The sequence below is a fragment of the Duodenibacillus massiliensis genome, assembly GCF_928721995.1.
GTDB lineage: Bacteria > Pseudomonadota > Gammaproteobacteria > Burkholderiales > Burkholderiaceae_F > Duodenibacillus > Duodenibacillus massiliensis.
In genome coordinates this window covers 486920-501892 of the sequence record NZ_OV788642.1, presented here as the reverse complement: position 1 = coordinate 501892, position 14973 = coordinate 486920, and the positions used below count along the sequence as shown (strand labels likewise).

Here is a 14973-nt window from a genome sequence, read left to right as displayed (position 1 = left end):
AATTTCGGGACTTAACCATGAGAATCTTCCGACTGGCGGCCGCGGCGCTCGCCCTGTGCCTCACAACGGCCCTTCACGCCGAAACACTCCGGATCGGGGTGCTCCCCGCTGCGGACTCCATTGTCCTTGAGGCGGCCGTCGATGAAGGGCTCTTTAAAAAGGAAGGGCTTGACGTGGTCACGGTCCCCTTTAGGAGCGCGCTCGAAGTCGGAGCCGCGATGCGCGCGGGGCAGTTGGCGGGGCACTTCGGGGACCTCATGAACGTCATCACCCAAAACGCAACGGGTGCGGCCCAGAAAGTCATTCTCACGACAACGCACACAGCAGCCTCGCAGCGCGCGTTCGGGTTTGTGGTGTCGCCCAAAGCCGCTGACCGCATTCAGAGCCTTTCGGACCTGAAGGGCACAGCTACCGCAATGAGTGCGGCAACGATCATTGATTACCTCCTTGACCGCATGAAGATGGAGGAAAAGCTCCCGGCGGGGGCCGTCAAAAACGTCGAAATCCGTCAGATTCCGATCCGGCTTCAGATGCTTCTGGCGGGCAAAGTCGAGACGGCGCTCTTGCCTGAGCCCCTCGTGACGGTGGTTGAAAAGAAGGGCGGCCGCGTGATCTGGGACGATGCGGGGCTAAACGAAGCGCTTGCGGTTGTGGCTTTGCGTAAAGAGAAGCTTGACACCAAAACCGTCACCGGGTTTCGTAAGGCTGTGGCAGAGGCCGCCCGTTTGATCGAAGCCGATCCCGGAAAATACCGCGCGGTGATGGTGAAGAAAAGACTCATCCCGGCGCCCGTCGCGGCGGGTTACAAGATGGTGCGCTTTTCGCTTTTCGGGACCGCCGACGGCCTTCCGCCCTTACCTACGGAAAGTGATGTGAAGCGCGTGGGAGCGTGGATGCTCGACCACAAAATGGTTAAAAGCGTGCCTTCGCACAAGGACATCGTCTGGACACCGTAACGGGCGGCAGCCTTCTTTTGCTTAATCCATGTGAGCATTTCGGCTTATTGTCCGGGCGCGGCGCGCCCACTAAACTCCTGCCACCATTTGTTTTTCGGAGCGGCAAGCATGTCCGCTAATTTCCACGATCTCATTCACGGGTTCCACCGCTTCAAGGAATCCTACTTTATGAAGGAGCGCGAATTCTTTGACGCGCTCGCGCACGGCCAGAGTCCCAAGACTCTGGTCATTGCCTGCTGTGATTCGCGCGCGGATCCCGCGCTTCTGATGGGCTGTAAGCCCGGTGACCTGTTTGTGATCCGCAGCGTAGCGGCGATTGTCCCGAGCAAGGACGAGGCCGCTCACGCCGACGCCGTCATTGCCGCCGCGGAATACGCGGTCAAACACCTTGAAGTGAAGCACATCATCGTGATGGGGCACTCAGGCTGCGGCGGCATTCACGGGCTCATGTTTCCGGAAAAAATCGCGGGAGAACCCTATATCTCCCGCTGGGTGTCGCTGGCAAACCCGGTGCTTGCGGAACTTAAGGCTGAAAACCCCATGGAGGACGCGGTCCTGCGTACCCGGCGCTGTGAAGAGGGGGCGGTGCTTTTATCGCTTGAAAACCTTTTGTCGTATGACTGGATTCACGACAAGGCCGATGCGGGGGAACTTTCCCTGCACGCGCTTTACTACGACATGAAGGCGGGGAGCCTTAATATCTGGAACGCCGACATTGAGGACTTTGAGCCCTCTCACGCGCTTTTTGCGCCGCGCGGGTAATATCCCGCAGGAAGGCCTTTGCGGGCTGTAAGCGGATTAATTGGCCATGCACGATATTGAACAACCGGATCTCTTCGGACTTACGGACGCGGAAAAAGACCGCGCCCGTCGCCGCGTGCGTAAGCCTTATCCCAAAAAGAAGGATAAGCCCGTGAAGTCCGCGGCCCCGGGCCGGACAAAAGCCGCTTCAGAGGCCGAAGACGTTTCTGCCGCCGATGAACTCATTGACGGCGTCCCGCAGCACGTCAACACTTACCATCCCGACTGGATGGATGAAATCGGGCGGGCAAAAAACGAGCGGCTTGCTGCGGTTTTGAGAACGCTTGCCGCTGAAGGCGCGAAGCCCACGAGCGAGGTGACCGCTGAAGATTCTGAGTCGGAAGCTGAGGCTCCCGAGGATACCCCTGTCAGCAAAGAGGCGCCTGCGGGTGCACATGCGTCCCGGGGTGCTGCAACGGACAAAACCAAGTACGATGCGCGTACCACGGCGACTCGCTATTCGCGCGGGATCAAGATCAGGGCCTACATCTTCTTTACCCGCGGCTGGGGTTACAAAGCCACGGCCGGGTTTCTTAATCTCTCAGGCTACACCGTGCGCGAGTGGAAGCGGCGGTTTCAGCAGGGGACGTTTTTACCCGATCTCACCGACGCCGAGCGCGCACGCATCGTGCAGGAGACGTCGGGTAATGACCAAAAGCCCTTGACGGAAAAACTCAGCAGGATCGGCTGAGTTTGGTTTGTCAAACCTGTTGTAGACGTACAACGCGGTTTTTCTCTGTATTGATACAGCAAAATTAAATATTATAAATAAGATCAGCGGCTTGGCATTTCCCGGAGGATTTTGCTGTCGCGTTAACCCTGAGAGGGTTTTTCTTAGAAAAAGAAAAAACTCGAAAAAAAGGTCATTTTTTTCCTTGCGGGGGGGGGATTTTTCTGCAATTATGTTCATTGAGTCCCAAAGAAATTCTGCTATTTAGCCAGTAGGAGATCAGAAAAAATGAACAAATCATTCAAGGTCATTTTCAGCAAGACCCGGGGGGCGCTTGTTGCTGTGAATGAAGCGGCAAAAACCACATCCAGGGCTTCGGTGAAGACAGCGGTGGCTGGTGTCTGTGCGGCATTACTTTCAGTGCCAGCGATGGCGGCGGAGTTTGCCGACGACTACTGTAAGGACGGTGTTAATTGTGTTGTCGCCGACAAGACGGTCGAGGGTACCGGTTCAGTCGTGCGTCTTGACAAAAAAGACGGAATTCAATCCATCACAATTAAAAACAGCACGATCTCCAACACGCCTTTCGAGCTGTGCGGGTCGCAGAATATTTCTGTGTCCGATACGGTTTTTACCGGGCTGGTGTCTGGAACAAAGAGGAGCTTCTGGATTTATGCTCACAACGGATACAAAACTGATGTGGCGACCGAGAAGGCGACCGAGGTTGAACTTAATAATGTGACCTTTAAGGACAACACGGTTTCTTACGGCAGTCTTTTTGTCTACGACAAAACCAAGCTTCATATGAAGGGTGGTGCGTTTGTCAAAAACGTGACAACAGACATCGGCGGCGGCGCCATGATCAAGTCCGGCACCATCGTCTTTGAAGATGTTTTGTTTCAGGACAATGTGGCAAAGAATGAATCCAAAACAACATACGCGGCAGGCGGAGCTGTCTACGTTGACATCACGACCGGCATTAAACAAAACGGTAAAGATTCGGTCGGAGATGTGACATTTAAACTCACCAAGGATATGGCTTATACCGGTAATAGGATTGACTCGCCTTTCGAGGGGACAGCAGACACCTATGATTGGTACGCCTACCCGAGCGGCGGGTTCCTTTTCCTTGACCGTTCTTCTAAAGGGGCCTTTGATATTGCCGATGGGGTAACGCTTACGATCGGAACGGCCTCCGCAACCGGAGAGGATGATTCGATTGCGAGCGCTCTGCCCGACACATCGGCTCAGAAACCCGGGTACTCCACTCTTGTGAAGAAAGGTGCTGGTACGGTCGTCATGTACGGCTCAATGGATAAGTATTTCGGAGACTTCACTGTTGAAGCCGGTACCTTTGATGTCCGTAAGGCTTGGAAGAGCCTCGGCAACACGACAGTGACGGGCGGCGTTTTGTCGGCTTCCAACGGTATCACCCTTGATACGATGACAGCCGGTACCAATTCGACATTCACCCAGAGCGGCAAGCTGACAGTTTCCGGTGAAGGCACGGTTACTGTAACGTCTTTAAAGCTTGCAAATTCAGCTAATGCTGAATCCGGACTTCCCTTGGTCCAGATTGAAAAGGGTGGTACGCTCAGGGCCGATACGATCGATGTGGCTGCCAATGCCGGAACGGTAACGCTTGCCGGCGGTACCCTTGAAACCGGTTCAGCTCAGGTTTACGACCTCGCCACGAAGAGCGTTATCAATGCTGATGCATCCAAGGTTTCTTCAGAGAACGATCTGAACGGGCTTGCCCTTAAAGCCGGTATTACAGCCACGAGCGGCACGCTTGCCCTTACCGACAAGGGCTACTACACGACCGCGTCTCTGAAGGCGATGTCTGGTGCGCTTAAAGCCGGCTCGGCCTCCCTCTCGTTCCTTAACTCCAAACTTTATAAAGCGGCAGGAGAAACAGCGGAACTCGTGGACTCCGTGATTCAGTCCACGGAACAGGTGACGGCTTCTTCGGAAGTGAAAACGAATGCTGACGGCAAGGCGACCGCACAGGTGACCGTGAAGAATTCCGGTGCGCAAACCGTTGTGGTGAAAGACAGTGCTCAAAAGGATGCCAAGGCGGTCGATCAGGTGACCTTTACTGCGCTTGAACCCTCAGGTGAAATGACGCTTGTGGGTTCCGCTGCGGGCGGGCATCTCGTTCAGAACACTGCCGGCAAAGCCGTTGACGTGGAGGTTGCGCCAGGCCTTACGCTTAACCTCGGCCAGACGGAACTTCCCGAGCAAACCACGGGTACGCTTTCTAATCTCACGCTTTCAGCCGGCACGACCGGCACGACCGACATGCCCGTCAAGGCAGCAGGCCTGACTGTCGCGAATATCGTTGCCGCGGTGGAAAAACTGGTCGCTGCCGGCAATAACCTCGTGACGGTCGGTAACGAGCGTAAGCGCGGTGTTCTCAAGATCGGTACGCTTGATCTTGGTGCCGATTCCAAGGTGTTCGTTGATCCTGCCTGGCAGAATGATGCGGCGCTCAATACGATCGGGAACGCCTCGCACCTTGAAATCGCACAGGTGGAAAGCCTCCGGGGAAGCCTTATTGCCGGTCAGAACTCGCTGATCACAATCGGCGCGACGGCAGCGCAGGCAGAGGCAGCCTTTAATCAGGCCGGCCTGAACTGGGGTAAAGAAGCGGTGTCTGCAGCTCTTTACCTTGGCACATCGGTGAACCCTGAGGGCGGCATCCTCGTTAACGGCAGTCTGACTGATGCCGGTGCAACGGCCGAAAGTGGAACGGTCACTCTCGCTGCCGGTTCCCTCCTGATGGTTGACGCGGCCGCTGTCGGCGAGAAGACAGTGACAGGTACCGTCAGCGCGGCCGATGGCGCCAAGGTAGCGCTGGTCAACGCCGCGGAAGGCACGTTTAAGTTGGCTGACACCGTCACAGGCCTCACATCCGCATCGTTCGTGTCCGACAACCTCTTTACGACGACGGCTCTCAATGGCTCCGACGTCTCCACCACGGTGGACAAGAACGCTTTAGGGGGCGCCGTCGCTTCGATGGGCCTGCAGTCCATGATCCGCCGTGCCGACAGTGTTTTGGCTGCGACGGTTGCCGACCGCACGTCGATTGATCAGGAGCTCGGAGCCGGCGCCAACCTTTGGGTTGACGTGGGCGGCGAAAGCTACGAGGCCGATGGCTTTGACAACAACGCAAGATTTAAGAGCGACATGGGCTACGGTGTCTTTGGTGCCGATGTGGCGGTTTCTGACGACATCACCCTGGGCGCGGCACTGCAGTACGGCACGGGCTCTGCGCGAAGCAGCAATTTCGGCATGAAAAACGAAATTGACACCTGGGGTCTGACGGCCTACAGCGTTTATAAGACAGGTGACGCCCGTTTTGTCGGTGAAGTCGCGTATGTGAAGGCCAAAAACGACATCTCAGCGTCCGCTGCTTCGAAACTGAGCCAAAGCGTTGACACCGAAATGCTTTCGGCCGGCATGAGCGCGCACTATCAGTTTGACGCCGGTGCCGTGACGGTCACGCCGAGCCTTGGGATTCGCCTCTCGCAGCTGAAGACCGATGCCCTCAAAGTGGGCGCCATCCGGATTGCCGATGATGAGATGACGGTTTTCCAGGTTCCGGTTGCGGTGCGTGTCGGCATGAAGCCCGTGGAGGCTTCCGGCTGGAACATTGCGCCTGCGGTGAAGCTTGCCTATGTGCCGACCTTCGGTGACGATGAAACCGATATCCTGGGGTACCAGCAGAAGGTTCTCGACACGAGCCCGGTGCAGGCCGATATCGGCGTTGAAGCCCGTAAGGGCAACTTTATGGTCAACGTGAACTTCCTTGCCGGTACCGGCAGCGAAGGCGCGAAGGCCGTGGGCGGTAAGGTGGGCGTGAAGTACCTCTTCTGAGGCTTGACGCGGTAACCCGTCTGCCGTGCGCACTGACTCCGAAGCGCACGGCAGACGAAAATACAAACGGGAAAGGCTTTGCGGCTTTTCCCGTTTTTTCAAAGACATTTGTAACGAATCAATGCTTTGACTCGTACCACATCAGGAAGATTGTCGCGATGGTGACAACCGACCGATCAGCAAAGTAAGCAGCCATACATTCATCTGAAAAACTTCTCCTTACAGTAAACAACTGCAAAAAGGACCTGCTGATTTCATAGAAATTCCGCGAGGAAACCCGCGTCTTCAGACGCGGGAGGAATCGCGGCTGTTTTTATTTTAAAAAATTGGTACCATACGCACTATGCTAAACATCGTTCACAGCAGAAACTGCGTCTATCAGATAGCTTACCATATGGTATGGTGCCCCCAGCTCAGGAAATCCGTTCTCAGGGGTGGTGTTGCGCAGTCTCTGCGTGAGTTGCTTGAAAGCATATGCGCTGAAAGAAAGTATGAGATACTTTCTTTGGAAATTCAGCCGGATCACTTGCACCTGTTTGTCAGTTTTCCGCCGTCCGTCAGCATTGCCGACGCGGTGAGAGTATTGAAGGGTGCCAGTGCAAGGATGCTGCTGATGCGGCATCCGGAACTCAAAAATGAACTTTGGGCAGGCCATCTTTGGTCGCCTTCTTACTACGTCGGAACAGCAGGCAGTGTCAGTGCGGAAACGATCAAAAGCTACATCGAAAGGACTGAACACATCCGCAGACGGCGTTAGACGCGTTGAGGGGAGCGGCAAGTGTGTCCGCACAGCCTGCGTTCGGCTGGAACTACTCGATCCGGCAGCACACGAAAAGCTCGCAGCGACGCAGAGACTCTATGCGCAGGTGTGTAACTTTGTAGTTCCGACAGTAGCGGCGGACCGCACGAAGAGGCTCTGGCAGCGTTTCACGCTGCATCACGCAGTTTATGACAAGATCAAGGCAAAATTTCCGGATCTCGGCAGCCAGTATGCCTGTAACGTCATCCGCTCGGTGTCGGCAGCCTACAAGACGGAGCTTGCCAAGCATCTGGCACCGCTCAAAAGTGAGGACAAGAAGCTCAAGACGCTGGTGTTCAGGCACCCCTCGGTTCACGTCGACAAGAACACGCTGACATTTTTCCCTGACGGCACTGTTTCAATTTCAACCATCAGCGGTCGGATTCGGGCACGTCTGTGCCCCGGCCCTTTTCAAAAAGAGTTGCTGGCTTCGGGAAAGCGTAAGGAGTGCAACCTTGTTCTGCATCCCCGGAGAGGCCGGAAAGAAGCGTTTTGGGAGCTTCACATCGCAGTGGAGTCCCAAGGTTGTTCGGGCGAAGAGCATTTAAAGAATCTGAAAGCCGACGAGATCATGGGTATTGATGTCGGCGAGAACAATATTGCGGCCGTCAGCACGGGCCGTATTTGGAAAGCAGGAGCATTAAAGGATAAAAGAGACCGATATATGAGTCAGAGAAAGCGTCTTCAGCGCAACGGCTCTCAGAGTGCCAGACAGCACCTGAAAAAAGCCTCAGGCCGAGAAAGACGCCATGTGACGCATGTCAATAACGTTGTAAGCAAAGAGATTGTGCAGGAAGCCGCAAAGCGGGGTATCAAGTTAATCGCCCTGGAAGACCTGACGCATATCCGGGATCACATCAAGGCCGGGAAACGCATCAGAAGCCGACTGCACCGCTGGTCTTTCCGTGAGTTGCAGGAGATGATTGTTTACAAAGCGGCAGCCGCTGGAATCCGGTGTGTTTTCCTGGATCCGCGTTATACAAGCCAGACATGCTCACAGTGCGGGGCACCGGGCAAACGCCATAAGCACGGGTTCCGCTGCAGCCAATGTGGTCACCTTGCGCACAGCGACTTGAATGCGAGCCGCAACCTGCAGGGTCTGTGCCGACAGCTGTCAGCACAGGGGCTGATGTAAACCAGCCTTATGTTGGGCCGTGTGATGCGGTTACAATAAAGCCCCCGTCTTCAGACGGGGGATTGTTTACTTTGTTTCTCAACATTTGCGCAATCCGTCAATGTTGCGATTTGACATGTTTAAGGTTGCATTGGCCGGACTCTTAAATGAGGTGTGTTTGTGGTGGGTGTTTTCGGGGATGCCGTCATCATGTTGTCCTTGTGCGTCATCGGACTGCTCGCGGCGGCCTATACACTTTGGGAGAAAATGCACGGCAGGTGACTGGTTTGCCGAAACTGTTCCGTGCGGTCTTTCTGCTCGCGTCCTGCGTCGTCAGCAGAAAACTTTCCTTGAGTACCTTTGAATCATGTCCCTTGCCAAATTTTCCCTCACCGCCTTTGCGGGCCTCATGCTTCTCACAGCCCAACCGTCTTTCGCCTGTACGCTTTTCGGCGCTGCGGGTGAGGGCGTTGTTGAAGGCGGCGGCACGATCCTTGCGAAAACACGTGACGAGCATCCCGGACGGCAGTTCTTTGACATCGTGCGGCCCTCGGACGGTTATGCCTACATGGGGCTTTTCACGGGCCGCAAGGGGCACTTCAATATGGGTGTCAACGAAAAGGGCCTTGTTGTCGCACGCTCCGCATCAGGCGGCATCCCCAAAGAGAAGCGCCTTACCTACGCGCGCTTTGAAAAGGAGGGGCTGCGTGCCCCGGAGTGGATCGCCCGGCATTACGCCACGGTCGATGAGGTGCTCGCTCACCCGGAAATCTTTAAGGAGCCTGTGAATTACATCCTTGCCGACAAAACAAAAGTCGTGGTGGTTGAGGTGATGCCGGGCGGCAAAACCACGGTAAGGGTGACGGAAAAAGGCACGGCCGCACACACCAATCACTTTATCGAACCAGAATCCAAAGCTCTGAACGAAAAGGTGGGGCAGAGCAGCCGCATAAGGCTCGAGAGAATATGCTCGCTTCTTTCTGAAAAAGAGAAGCCTTTTACAACGGACACCTTTATCGCCATGACCCGCGACCGCAACGCGGGGCCGGTAAACAGCATCTGGCGCACGGGCACAAAGCCCGAGGGCTTTCAGACGCTCGCGGCAATGGTGGTAAAGACCCCCAAGGCCGGTCCCCTTGAGGTTTACTTTACGTGGCGAACCCGCGCCATGGATCCCGATTCCCTGCAGACTGTCCGCCGCACGGTGACGCTGGCGGACTTTAGGAAAACGACAGCGGACTTTTTGGCCGGAAAGTGATCAGGCGGTCTTAAGGCGTTTAAGGCCCGCTTCAATGAGCTTTAATCCTTCCGTGAGGCGGCTTCTCGGGCAGGCGATGTTGATTCTGAGGTAGTGGCGCCCCGCATCCTCGCCGTAATTCATGCCGGTGTTAAGCCACACCTTTTCGTGCTCCTTAAGTGAGGCCTGCACCGTGCGGGAGTCTGCACCGAGGGCTGAAATGTCGACCCACTCAAGATAGGTGCCTTCCAAAGACATCACGGGAAAGTCAGGAAGGTGTCCGGCAAAAAACGCCCGAAGCGTCCTGTCGTTTTCCTCGATGTAGGCAATGAGCGCGTCAAGCCAGGCTTCTCCTTCGTTATAGGCGGCAACGGCGGCCGCGGGCCCGAAGGGATTGACGTCGCAGACTTCGTTCACGTTAACGGCACGTTCGATTTTGGCGCGAAGCGCGGGGTCGGCGGTGATGATTGAGGCGATCTGAAGCCCGGCGGTGTTAAAGCTCTTGGATGTGCTCGTGTGCATCACGCCCTCTCTGAGGGAATTGCCGTGTGCTGCGGCAAAGGGCGTGTAGCGGCGGCCTTTAAACACAAATTCCCCGTGGATTTCGTCTGAAATCACCGTGACCCCGTACGAGATCGTTGATTTGCCGATCGAGTACTGCTCCACGGCTTCAGAGATGCTGAGCTCCTTGCTCAGCAGGCACGCTACGACGTTGTCTTTGAACTCCTGCGAATATCGCATGTTTTGCCACTCCATGAAAGGTTGAAGGGGTGGCGAAAGGTAGCATGACATCTAATGGTACGTAACTGCTGCTCTAGACAAAAGCGGACGAAAAAGAAGGTCTGGAGACCCGCCAAAACAAAACCCGCGCCGGGACCAGGCCTGACGCGGGTTTGGACTCAGAAGATACGCAGTTACTCTTCAAACGTACCCTTCACGACGATTTCCCCATCACGCATCATCTGCTGACCCAGGGCAAAAACGTGGCGAAGGTTCATGTTCTCGTCAAAGAGGCAGAGGTCGGCGGAACTCCCGGCGGCGACTTCGCCCTTACCTTTGAGTTCCAGCGCCTTTGCAACGTTGCGCGTCAAAAGCGCAAGCGCCGTCTCCATCGGGACGTTGAGCTCTCCGATGAGGCGCTTAAAGTCGCGCAGGTTACTTGCAACGCCGCCCACACCCAAGCCCACCATTTCGCCCTTTTCGTTAAAGCGCGGGACCGAGCCGTGGCCGTCCGAGCTCATCGTGAGATGATCGGCCGGAACGCCTGCTTTGAGCGCTTCAAATGCCGCGTGCGCCGGAGTGGCAAAAGCGCAGGACCCGCCGGTCGTTACGTCCATGTAGCCGCCCGCAACCGCAAACTTCACAGCGCCCTCAAAGACCGCCTTGTCGCGCGCGCAGTGCGTCGGACGGATGTGGCGGATCGGAAAGCCGCGCTTCACGATATCCCCGAAAATTTCAAAGGGCCCGGGGATGTTCCCGAGGTGAATGTGCAGAACCCCGAGTTTTCCTGCCACCATCGCGCCCACGCGGATCTGCGTGAGAAGCCGCAGGACTTCGTCTTCGCTCGGGAAGCTTGAGCGGTGGTCCCCCATCGCGATCTTCACACCCACAACTTCCGGCACGAAAAAGAGGTCGTCGCGCACGCAAGTCGTTAAGGTTGTCGGAGGATAGGCGTAATTACTCGTGTACATCCACGCAGAAACCCCTTCGGCTTTAAGCGCCCGGATCTTCGCAAGAAGATTCGGAATGGAGCGGGAGGTGCCGTCAGTACCGGAAACACCCACGACGCTTGTGGTGCCGCAGGCGATGAGTTCGGAGAGAACAAGTTCGGGCGTGCGGGTCTTGGGCCCGCCTTCGCCGCCACCACCGGTGACGTGGATGTGCTGATCAATAAAGCCCGGCGTGAGGATGAGGCCTTTGGCGTCGAGTGTTGCCAGATCCGGCATCGTGACGGTGAGGTTGTCCTCAACGGCCGCCACGCGGTCGTTGACGATGAGGACATCCTTGATGCCGGCGTCAGCCGGCGTATAGACATGAGCGTTTTTAATGAGAAGTGCCATTTGTGTTCACCTTACAAAACGGATCAGAGGAAAAGAAGGGAAGCCGCGACGTTTACGATGATGCCGATGATCATCACCGGAATCGTGCGCCGTATGAGTTCAATGGGCGTGATGCCGGAAATGCCGGACACGGCAATCACAACACCCGCAATCGGACTCATGGCGCGGGAAAGCCCGGCCGCCAACTGCACGGGAACGACCAGGGCAATGGTGTTGTAGCCAACGCTTGCCGCAGCTTCAGGCAGCAAGGGCGAAAACGCGAAGAACGCGGAGTTCCCTGACCCCGTTACAACGGTCGCGATGATCATGATCGCGAGCATGATAAAGAGCATCAGGAAAAGTCCCGAGCCTTCCTGGCTTGCCGCCAACTGAATGAGCGTGCTGATGCCGCCGAGCTTGGTGAGCCCCAGGGCAAAGAGTTCAGCGCAGCAGATAAGGCTCACGGTGGACGTGAAGACCTTACCCATGCCTTCGAAAATCGACTGGCTGTCCTTGCAGCTCGTCTTAAAGGACCGGCGCGTGATGAGATCCACCGCGAAGGCAATCAGAACCGAGACGATGATCGCGGTCACAAGGGAGAGTTTTACCGCGCTGTAGACCATCGGAGAAAAGACGATCAGAAGGAAAAGCGGCAGGATCGGGAGAATCGCATAGTGCACGGGACCGGCACCCTCGAAGGCGTCTTTCGTTTTATCCGACGTGTCACCGGCGGGCGTGTCGTCAATGCCTTTGGCGGCTTCGCGGCGGTCAAACCAGCGCTGCACAAGGAAGTGTCCGGCGGCAACGGCAATCATCACGCAGATAGCCACTGGAATCTGGCCCTGCACAAAGTAGGTGACGACATCGGTGTTGATGAGGTCGGCGGCACGCATGGCGTTTGAGGAACCCGGTCCCAGGTCAAGGCAGCACGTGGACGCAATCACCGCAGCGGCTGCGGCACGCCGCACACCGAGCGATACGAGCAGGGGGTAGATCGAGGCCATCAACAGAAGCCCCAGACCCACGGCAGAGTTAATAAACAGCGCCATGAGCTGCCCCACGATGTAGGTGACGGCTAAGAGCAGGTAGGGCGAGCGGATTGCCGCAAGCGGCTTGATGCAGAGCTTTACCAGCGCTTTTGAAGCCCCGATTTTGTTCATGTAAAACGAAAAACCGGCAATCGCCATAATGTTGAGGCCCAGCCCCGGCAGGCGGCTTTTCATCAGATCCGTGAAGGCCTGCGCGAGGTCAAAGCCGAAAAAGTGGGTGCTCGTTTTGGCGCCCACGGGCGGGGTGCCTGTGAGGCCGGCAATCAAGAGCAGAATGAGACCGATGATCAGAAGGATGATCGGCGGGTAGTAGTTTTTAATGACGAAGTACGCAATCGCCGCAACGGCAGCGAGCGTAATGATGACGCCCAGCATGGGAAATGCTCCTTTGGGTTTGTAGAAATTTTTATGATTGAAATTTTAGGTTCTGGTCCGCTCTGATTCAAGATTCTGCCCTTTGTTTCACGTCTAAGTAAGGGTTTTTACGTACATTTCCCGATAAAATTTTATGGAACGTCTTGCGGCATCGTTGACGCAGCCTGCGCCAAGCGTGCAGCCGTGCGGTTTTGCCGTTGATTTTCAAACTTTCGTCCATGTGCAACCATTGAAATCAAATGAAATAATGAAAAATCAACGGTATCGATACGGTGAAGTTTTCCACAAAACCTGTGAACAACCCGCCGCGCAAAAATGAAACGCTCTGAAATATCAGTAACTTTTATCAGTGCTTAATTTTTAGGCACGGCAAAAGCTGTTTTTGCCGTACGTTTTCGGCTTGGTTTGTGTAAACGGGAAGCGGGACGAAAATCGAAAATTAGGCAACTCGCCTTAAGCGGCATTGGCTAACCGCCTCGTCTTTAATTAAGAAAGTCCGAAAGAAAGGGGGCAAAGCCCTAACAATCCTGCGGAAATACAGGTTCGCGCGCGTAGACTCACCCGAATTCTGATGATGGGGTAAAAGAAGACGCACGAAAGGAAGTGTCTTACTCATCTTTTGTTTCACTTGTTTTTGTTGGAGCAGTGCAACTATGAGCACCGATGCATCTGGAACGCTCAATAAGCAGGAGTGGAAAACACTCGGGCTTTCTTCGTTGGGCGGGGTTTTGGAGTTTTACGACTTCATTATCGTTTTCTTCTTCGCCAAGATTATTTCGGAACACTTCTTCCCGGCGGGCATCGGCGAGTTCTGGGCACTACTCAACACCTACGGCACTTTTGCCGCAGGGTACCTCGCACGTCCTCTCGGGGGCGTCGTGATGGCGCACTTCGGTGATCGCTTCGGCCGCAAGAACATGTTCATGCTCTCGATTGTGCTGATGGTCATCCCGACCTTTTCTCTGGCGATCGTGCCGACCTATGAAACGATCGGCTACGCGGCGCCCCTGCTGCTCATCCTTGTGCGTATCTGCCAGGGTATTGCAATCGGCGGGGAACTCCCGGGGGCCTGGGTCTTTATTCATGAGCACGCGCCCGCGGGCCAGAAGAACACGTATCTCGGCATCCTGACGGGCTCCGTGACGGCCGGCATTTTGTTGGGCAGCGTTGTGACCCTTGCGATGAACTTTATCTACACGCAGCCGGAACTCCATGACTGGGCCTGGCGTGTTCCCTTTGTCCTGGGCGGTATCTTCGGTCTGATTTCGATCTACCTGCGCCGGTTCCTGCAGGAAACCCCGGTCTTTCAGAAGATGCGCTCGAGCAAGGTTCTTGCCCGCTTCCCCTTAAAGGAAGTGCTTCAGACCTCGCGCTACGGCATCTGGATTTCGATGTTTATTACCTGGGTGCTCACAACCTGTATCGTGATCTTCATTCTGCTGATGCCCACCTTTGCGGGCGGCGTCATGAAGCTCAACCCCTTTGACACGGTGTACTTCCAGCTCTCCGGGCTTGTGTGCATTGTCGCGAGCTGCATGATCACCGGTAAATTGTCGGATCACTTCCGTCCGAGCTCGGTGTGCATTCTCTTTAGTGCCGGGTTTGCTCTCTGCGGGTTCCTCTTCCTCATGGAGCTTTACTCCGGGGCGGTGAACAACACCACGGCCTGGATTCTTTACATGGCGACCTGTTTCTTTGGCGGCATCATGAATTTCTGCCCGATCTTCATGAGCGACGTCTTTGAACCGCGCATCCGCTTCTCGGGTATTTCCTTTGCTTACAACATCGCCTACGCCATCTCGGGCGCCGTGACGCCGCAGCTTGCGTTTGCACTGCACACCTACGGTAAGACGCACCCCGATACGTTCGGTGCGATGGGGCTCGGGTTCTACATCGTTGCGGTGGGGGTGCTCTCCATTCTTACCGCCATGTCGATGGCCAAGGTTTACAGCGGCCGCCGCAAGATTCACGGTATGCGTGAAGCAAGCGCTTATGAACTCAATTCCGTGGCTGTCCGCGCCGATGAGAGCCGCCGCTAAAGCGCCTCATTAATT

The 14973-nt window shown here is 55.7% G+C and carries 12 protein-coding genes; 9 read left to right on the top strand and 3 right to left on the bottom strand.

Annotated elements, in window-relative coordinates; all coding sequences use genetic code 11:
• Positions 1–17 precede the first annotated feature (17 nt).
• The 7 genes from NXF97_RS02220 (at position 18) to NXF97_RS02190 (ending at position 9477) form a co-directional block, all read left to right on the top strand.
• Complete coding sequence (locus tag NXF97_RS02220) at positions 18–956, top strand: ABC transporter substrate-binding protein (protein ID WP_274956313.1); 939 nt, start codon at positions 18–20, stop codon at positions 954–956.
• Positions 957–1064: 108 nt separating this feature from the next.
• Complete coding sequence (locus NXF97_RS02215; protein WP_274956312.1) at positions 1065–1718, top strand: carbonic anhydrase; 654 nt, start codon at positions 1065–1067, stop codon at positions 1716–1718.
• A gap of 46 nt (positions 1719–1764) precedes the next feature.
• Positions 1765–2448 (top strand): hypothetical protein, encoded by a 684-nt coding sequence (locus tag NXF97_RS02210; protein ID WP_274956311.1) that lies wholly within the window; start codon positions 1765–1767, stop codon positions 2446–2448.
• Between the two features lie 267 nt (positions 2449–2715).
• Positions 2716–6306: an autotransporter domain-containing protein gene (locus NXF97_RS02205; RefSeq protein WP_274956310.1), complete on the top strand. Its 3591-nt coding sequence runs from the start codon at positions 2716–2718 to the stop codon at positions 6304–6306.
• 343 nt (positions 6307–6649) lie between these two features.
• On the top strand, positions 6650–7063 hold the full coding sequence (gene tnpA, locus NXF97_RS02200) for an IS200/IS605 family transposase (RefSeq protein WP_274956309.1): 414 nt from the start codon (positions 6650–6652) through the stop codon (positions 7061–7063).
• 109 nt (positions 7064–7172) lie between these two features.
• Entirely contained in the window at positions 7173–8240 is a 1068-nt protein-coding gene (locus tag NXF97_RS02195; RefSeq protein WP_274956308.1) for an RNA-guided endonuclease InsQ/TnpB family protein, read from the top strand.
• 346 nt (positions 8241–8586) lie between these two features.
• Complete coding sequence (locus NXF97_RS02190) at positions 8587–9477, top strand: carcinine hydrolase/isopenicillin-N N-acyltransferase family protein (protein ID WP_274956307.1); 891 nt, start codon at positions 8587–8589, stop codon at positions 9475–9477.
• Here NXF97_RS02190 and NXF97_RS02185 read toward each other — a convergent pair whose 3' ends face one another.
• From NXF97_RS02185 to dcuC, 3 genes are all read right to left on the bottom strand, one after another.
• Complete coding sequence (locus NXF97_RS02185; protein ID WP_274956306.1) at positions 9478–10197, bottom strand: aminotransferase class I/II-fold pyridoxal phosphate-dependent enzyme; 720 nt, start codon at positions 10195–10197, stop codon at positions 9478–9480. It abuts the gene before it with no gap.
• Positions 10198–10370: 173 nt separating this feature from the next.
• A complete protein-coding gene (gene iadA, locus NXF97_RS02180) occupies positions 10371–11516 on the bottom strand; it encodes a beta-aspartyl-peptidase (protein ID WP_274956305.1) in 1146 nt (381 codons plus the stop codon).
• Between the two features lie 23 nt (positions 11517–11539).
• Complete coding sequence (gene dcuC / locus NXF97_RS02175) at positions 11540–12919, bottom strand: C4-dicarboxylate transporter DcuC (protein ID WP_274956304.1); 1380 nt, start codon at positions 12917–12919, stop codon at positions 11540–11542.
• A 133-nt stretch (positions 12920–13052) separates the two neighbouring features.
• On the opposite strand from dcuC, the gene NXF97_RS02170 reads away from it, so the two are divergent.
• Both NXF97_RS02170 and NXF97_RS02165 read left to right on the top strand, forming a co-directional pair.
• Entirely contained in the window at positions 13053–13238 is a 186-nt protein-coding gene (locus tag NXF97_RS02170) for a hypothetical protein (RefSeq protein ID WP_274956303.1), read from the top strand.
• A gap of 334 nt (positions 13239–13572) precedes the next feature.
• A complete protein-coding gene (locus NXF97_RS02165; protein WP_274956302.1) occupies positions 13573–14958 on the top strand; it encodes an MFS transporter in 1386 nt (461 codons plus the stop codon).
• The last annotated feature ends 15 nt before the right edge of the window (positions 14959–14973 follow it).

Coding starts and splice junctions, on each gene's coding strand:
- dcuC (WP_274956304.1), bottom strand. CDS start 12,919: ATGCTGGGCGTCATCATTACGCTCGCTGCCGTTGCGGCGATTGCGTAC.
- NXF97_RS02220 (WP_274956313.1), top strand. CDS start 18: ATGAGAATCTTCCGACTGGCGGCCGCGGCGCTCGCCCTGTGCCTCACA.
- iadA (WP_274956305.1), bottom strand. CDS start 11,516: ATGGCACTTCTCATTAAAAACGCTCATGTCTATACGCCGGCTGACGCC.
- NXF97_RS02205 (WP_274956310.1), top strand. CDS start 2,716: ATGAACAAATCATTCAAGGTCATTTTCAGCAAGACCCGGGGGGCGCTT.
- NXF97_RS02165 (WP_274956302.1), top strand. CDS start 13,573: ATGAGCACCGATGCATCTGGAACGCTCAATAAGCAGGAGTGGAAAACA.
- NXF97_RS02215 (WP_274956312.1), top strand. CDS start 1,065: ATGTCCGCTAATTTCCACGATCTCATTCACGGGTTCCACCGCTTCAAG.
- NXF97_RS02210 (WP_274956311.1), top strand. CDS start 1,765: ATGCACGATATTGAACAACCGGATCTCTTCGGACTTACGGACGCGGAA.
- tnpA (WP_274956309.1), top strand. CDS start 6,650: ATGCTAAACATCGTTCACAGCAGAAACTGCGTCTATCAGATAGCTTAC.
- NXF97_RS02170 (WP_274956303.1), top strand. CDS start 13,053: ATGGAACGTCTTGCGGCATCGTTGACGCAGCCTGCGCCAAGCGTGCAG.
- NXF97_RS02185 (WP_274956306.1), bottom strand. CDS start 10,197: ATGCGATATTCGCAGGAGTTCAAAGACAACGTCGTAGCGTGCCTGCTG.
- NXF97_RS02190 (WP_274956307.1), top strand. CDS start 8,587: ATGTCCCTTGCCAAATTTTCCCTCACCGCCTTTGCGGGCCTCATGCTT.